This window comes from Archangium sp. (assembly GCF_036389735.1).
Classification (GTDB): domain Bacteria; phylum Myxococcota; class Myxococcia; order Myxococcales; family Myxococcaceae; genus Archangium.
Genome location: NZ_DASVWK010000433.1, coordinates 1 through 5,002 on the forward strand (window position 1 = coordinate 1; position 5,002 = coordinate 5,002).

Annotated in this window: 5 protein-coding genes; 1 reads left to right on the plus strand and 4 read right to left on the minus strand. The window is 71.9% G+C overall.

The genetic code is table 11. The annotated features are described in order from the left end of the window. Positions 1-469, minus strand: a 469-nt coding sequence (locus tag VF794_RS15590) for an NAD(P)-binding domain-containing protein (RefSeq protein WP_331111159.1), incomplete at its 3' end; no start/stop codon positions are given. Positions 470-526: 57 nt separating this feature from the next. Then, positions 527-2,602, minus strand: a complete 2,076-nt coding sequence (locus tag VF794_RS15595) for an alginate lyase family protein (protein ID WP_331111161.1) — start codon at positions 2,600-2,602, stop codon at positions 527-529. Between the two features lie 245 nt (positions 2,603-2,847). On the opposite strand from VF794_RS15595, the gene VF794_RS15600 reads away from it, so the two are divergent. After that, positions 2,848-3,813: a histidine kinase dimerization/phospho-acceptor domain-containing protein gene (locus tag VF794_RS15600; RefSeq protein WP_331111163.1), complete on the plus strand. Its 966-nt coding sequence runs from the start codon at positions 2,848-2,850 to the stop codon at positions 3,811-3,813. A gap of 16 nt (positions 3,814-3,829) precedes the next feature. On the opposite strand, the gene VF794_RS15605 is transcribed toward VF794_RS15600, so the two are convergent. Beyond that, positions 3,830-4,462: a DedA family protein gene (locus tag VF794_RS15605; RefSeq protein WP_331111165.1), complete on the minus strand. Its 633-nt coding sequence runs from the start codon at positions 4,460-4,462 to the stop codon at positions 3,830-3,832. A 78-nt stretch (positions 4,463-4,540) separates the two neighbouring features. Next, the coding region (locus VF794_RS15610) for a response regulator (RefSeq protein WP_331111167.1) at positions 4,541-5,002 on the minus strand (462 nt) is incomplete at its 5' end.

Genomic DNA, 5,002 nt, shown 5'->3' on the forward strand with positions numbered 1-5,002 from the left:
CCGCCTTCAGGCCGTTCTTCTCCAGCAGAGGCTTGAGCACCTCGTCCGTGGTGCCCGGGTACGTGGTGGACTCCAGGATGAAGAGCTGCCCGGGGCGCACGTGGGGCGCCAGCAGCTCGCCCGTCTTGATGATGTAGCTCATATCCGGCTCACGCGACGCCGTCAGCGGCGTGGGCACGCAGATGATGATGCAGTCCATGTCCTTCGCCTTGGCGAAGTCCGTCGTGGCCTTCAGCTTGCCCGCGCTCGTCAGCTCCTTGAGCGGCGCGCTGGGGATGTGCTTGATGTAGCTCTCCCCCTTGCCGATGCTGTCCACCTTCCGCGTGTCCACGTCGAGCCCCGTCACGGGGAAGCCGGCCTCCGCGAACGCCATCCCCAGCGGCAGACCCACGTAACCCATCCCCACCACGCCCACCCTCGCCTCCCGCTGACGGATCTGCTGCAACAGCGGGCTCACCATGACGCGCATCTGACTCACCTCTCCCTGGGATGTGCCGGGTTCCCCGGTCACACCTCGCCCTGGTCTTCAGTTGAAGACGACCACCCACCTCAACGACGCCGGGGGCGCGACGCGCACCCGGAACACCACCACCTGCGACGGCACCTCGAGGCCGTAGCCCGGCGAATACCGGGACGGCTCCAACCGTGGCTCCAGGCCCGCCGCGAAGAGCACCACCGCTTCCGGTGCCTCCGCCGGCCCCAGCTCCACACCGAGTGCCTCGAACTCCCGCGGGGCGCCCGGTACTCGCATCGCCCGCGCCAGCTCCTCGGGCTTCGCGGTCCGTCGCCGCGCTTCGCGGTCCGGAAGGTGGATCCGCCCAGTCACGGCGTGAAGCCCCACCCCCACCAATGCGTCCGTCACCCCAAGCGCACGCTCGCGCTTATCCAGCAGAAAGGTGCGCTCCACGCCCACGGGCGAGGCCAGCGCGCGGTAGCCGTCGTGCCGCACGGTGAGGCGCTCCAGCTCGGCGCCCGGCTGGAACACCTGCACGCGCGCACGGGCCGTCTCGGGCAGCGCGAACAGCCGGGCCGCGTCCAGCGGCGCCTGCTCCTCGCCGTCCACCTCCAGCGTGTTGTGCGCGGCCGTGGAGCGGAACGCGTTGCGCACCGCCGCATCGCGCGTGTACGTGCCCGTGCCTGGATCCACGATGACGGGGCGCCCGTGCAGGTGCAGCTCGAAGGAGAGCTTGTCGTTGTGGCTGTGCCCGCCCACCCCGCCCTGGCCCTGCGCCCCGGCACTCACCGTCACCACCGCGCCCGCCCCACGCAGCACGTGGAAGCCCCCGGCCGGGAAGCTCACCGAGGGCGCGGGCCCCGCGGGCTTCAAGACCCGGAACCTCTCGAGCCCCGGCAGCCCCAGCAGCCAGGCCGCCTCGTCCGGGAAGGGTCCCTGCGCGAGGCTCGCGTCCTCGAAGAGGGCCGCCCCGAGCGGCGCCAGGTAGCCCTGGTCGCGCGAGTCGCGCTCCTGGAAGGGGAAGACGCGGCCCGAGTCGTTGTCCCCTATCTGCGGCGCCAGCCCCTTCTCCGAGCACCAGGCGCGCGAGGCCGCGTACATGCGGCGCAGCCGCGTCGCGTACCTCGCGCCCAGGTCCGTGCCCGTGCCGCGCGCCACCACCCAGGCCAGGGTGAAGAGCTCCACCGCCAGCCGGTGGTACGGCACGGAGCCCTCGAAGGAGGTGCCCTCCGCGTGCACCTGCGCCACCATCTGCGTGCGCAGCCCCGCCGCCGCGAGCGCCACCTGCCTGGGCGCTTCCGGCAGCTCCGGGAAGAGCAGCCCCACCACCAGCAGACCCACGTAGTTGGAGACGAGGTGGTTGTTGGGCACCGCCCCCTTGTCCTCCAGGTGTGCCTCCACCCACGCGGTGTGCTCGGCCAGCGACTCGAGCACCGGCACGAGGAACTCCGGCCGCCGCGCCTCGGGCGCGTCCGCGAACATCACCAGGGCCTGCGCCAGGTTGGCCGCCCGCAGCGCCACCTCCATACCGCACGTCCAGTGCACCCCCTGCCCCACCGGGTTCGCCTGGAGGAAGTCCAGCGTCCGCGTCACGAATGCGCGAGCGAAGGTGCTTCTCCCCGCCGCGTCGCGCTCCACCCAGTAGCCCTGGCCGAGCGCTACCAGACAGTCCAGCCGGCCCAGCACCCACGGGTACTTGGGGTCCACTCCCGGACGTTCCAGCCGCAGCTGCTCCACGGGGAGGACGGGGTAGCGGAAGCCGCTCACCGGATCCCTGGACCAGTCCACCGGCTGGTTCTCGCCGAAGCACACCGTCGTGCCGAAGACATCGTATTCGCCCCGGAGAGCGGCCCGGGCCCGCGCCAGCGCCCGCGCCTCCGCACCCGGGAGGGCCGCGAGCGCTTCCAAGACGGAGGCCCGCTGATCCACCTCACACCATGCCGCACCGGAGCGCGCCGACAGCACCCGTCCGGCCAGCTCCTCCGCCCGGGAGACGCCGAAGGCCTCCAGCAGTCTCGGCTCGTCGAGCCGCTCGCGCCTCTTATAGAGCGCCTGCCGGGCGACGCCCTGGACCCGGCGTGCCATTCCACGGGCGAGCCCTGCCGGCGCCAGCCGCGCGATCGTCGAGTAGTATCCCAGCGTCCTCATTCCGCTCCGTGCCATCCCGGACGCAGGAGATAGCAAGGTCTCGGCCAGCGCCTTCCGAGGGGAAAGTGGGGCTCGGGGCCAGGGAAACCCCGCAGTCCAGTAAAAAAGTTGGGTGGGCGGGTGTAGAAATGGGAAAGGGTTTTCCTTTCGTCACCCCTTTGTTTCCCATGATGGACCGCGTTGCACCCTCGGGGCACCATGGCCATTCCTCCCGTGTGCAGGCGGGGACTTGGAGTGGGCGGCGAGTGGGAAGGAGTGCCAGCGCCTCCGAGGTGGAGCGGACACTCTCGGCGATCGCCGAGCGGGCCCTCCACCACGGGGCGAGGGCAGGCCTCGATGCGCTCGTGGAGGCGGCTGTCCGTCTCACCGAGGCGAGCGGCGCCGCGCTGTACGCGGGTGGCCAGCTCGTGGCGCTCGCGGGCCTGGAGCCTCCGGCCCCGGACCGGGCCCATCCCCTCCAGGTATTAAAGGAGGGGCGCACGGCCCTGGTGCTGGGCGAGCCGTGTGTGGATGCGGCCGATCGCCAGCGCCTCCTGCGGTTGGTGGCGTTGGGCGAGGCCCTGCTGGCGTGCCACGCCCGTGAGGACGCGGCTCGCGCCGAGCAGGCCCGGCTGCGCCAGGAGCGGATGCGGTTGAGGGAGCTGCGGGCGCACCAGGAGCGGGCCCGCTCGCGAGCGTCGCATGATCTGCGCACGCCGCTGCTCGTCCTTCAGGGCTACGTCGACATGATGAACCGGGGCATGGCTGGCGCGCTCACGCCCTCCATGCAGCGCTACCTCGAGCGCATGGGCCGCGCGACGGGTGAGCTGCACTCGCGACTCCAGCAGCTGCTTCCGGTCGAGGACGCACCCGCGGAGGATCTGCGTCCGTTGTTGAGCGCCACCTTCGGCCCCGGGCGGCGTGGATCCGCGGCGTTGGAGTTCCCGGAGGAGCCGGTGCGGGTCCGGGCGCCCCGGCCCGAAGTGGCGTTGTTGATCCGGACGCTGGAGCGACTGCTGGCGGGGGCCGGAGCCTCGGCCCTAGTGCTGCGGGTGGAGGCCTCGGACGGGGCGGGGTGGCGGTTGCTCGTCCAGGCCCGTGCGGAGCGCCCGCTTCCGGAGCGCCCGCTCGAGCTGCTGGAGAAGCTCACCCGGAGGATGGAGGCCCGGCTCTCCGTACAGGAGACGCCCGGGCTGGAGCTGACGGTGCTGCTGCCACGCCTGACGGATTGAGAGCGGCCCTACACGCTCAAGGCTCACCCTCGGGCGCCTGGAAGACCCGGGTCGCGGCACGGACCGTCGCGCGCCGCCGCACCCAGCGGACCCCCAGCGCGCCCAGGCCCACCACCGCCGCCACGAGTACCAGCCATCGCAGGCCGCCCTGCACGTCCTCGAGCACCTGGGTGCCGAAGCGGTAGCCCAGCCACGTCATCCCCAGCGCGGGGATCCACGCCGCGATCCCATCGGCCAGGAGGAACCGCCGGTAGGACACGCCCGAGGCCCCCGCCAGCAGGAACGCCGGAGCGCGAACACCCGGCAGGAAGCGCGCGAGGAACACCGCCACCGCTCCGCGCCGGGCGAACAACTTCTGGAGGAAGGTAATCCGCTCCGGCGTCAGCATCTTCGACAGCTTGGGGTGGGAGAACACCCTCGGCCCCAGCGAGCGCCCCAGTCGGTACAGCGCGCTGTCCCCCGCCAGGATGCCCAGGTACGCGGCGCACACCATCACCGGCAGGCTCGCGCCGCTCTTCGCGACCACCAGCCCTCCCGTGATGATGACCAGCTCCTCGCTCAGCGGGACCCCTACCCCGCACAGCACGAGGAGCAGGAACACCGCCGGATACGAGAAGCCGGCGATCCACAGCGCTATCTGGGCTTCCACGCCGCCTCCAGTCGACCCAAGGTGCTCACCCCGTCACGACGGGGGAAGCGGGCACGGAGGCCTTGGACGCCTGCCTGCTCAAGCGCTTCCGGGCAGCAACTGGCGTACCAGATCCAACAGCTTGCCGCGCTCCACCTCGCGCTTGACGAGGTAGCCGTCCGCCCCCGCCTCGAGCCCGGCGGCCCGCTCCTGGGGACTGTCCAGGGAGGTGCAGAGGATGACGGGGGTGCGCGACAGCTTGGGGTGGGCGCGGATGCGCCTGGTGAGCCCGATGCCATCCAACCTCGGCATCTGCCAGTCGCTCACCACGAGCTGGCAGGGCGTGCGCTCCAGGATGCCCAGGGCCTCCTCGCCGTCCCCGGCCGTCACCACCGAGTAGCCGGCGATCTCCAGCAGCGCCTTGATGGCGAAGCGCGTGGTGAGCGCGTCGTCGCACACCAGGATGTGCGGGCGGCGCGTCTCGGTGGCGGCGCGCAGCACCACGGGCGCCGCGGCGACGCGCAACAACTCGGGCGCGTTGAGCACCGGCACCACGCTGCC

Excerpts from the sequence above, each read along its gene's own strand:
- VF794_RS15595 (WP_331111161.1), bottom strand. The coding sequence starts at position 2,602 with ATGAGGACGCTGGGATACTACTCGACGATCGCGCGGCTGGCGCCGGCA.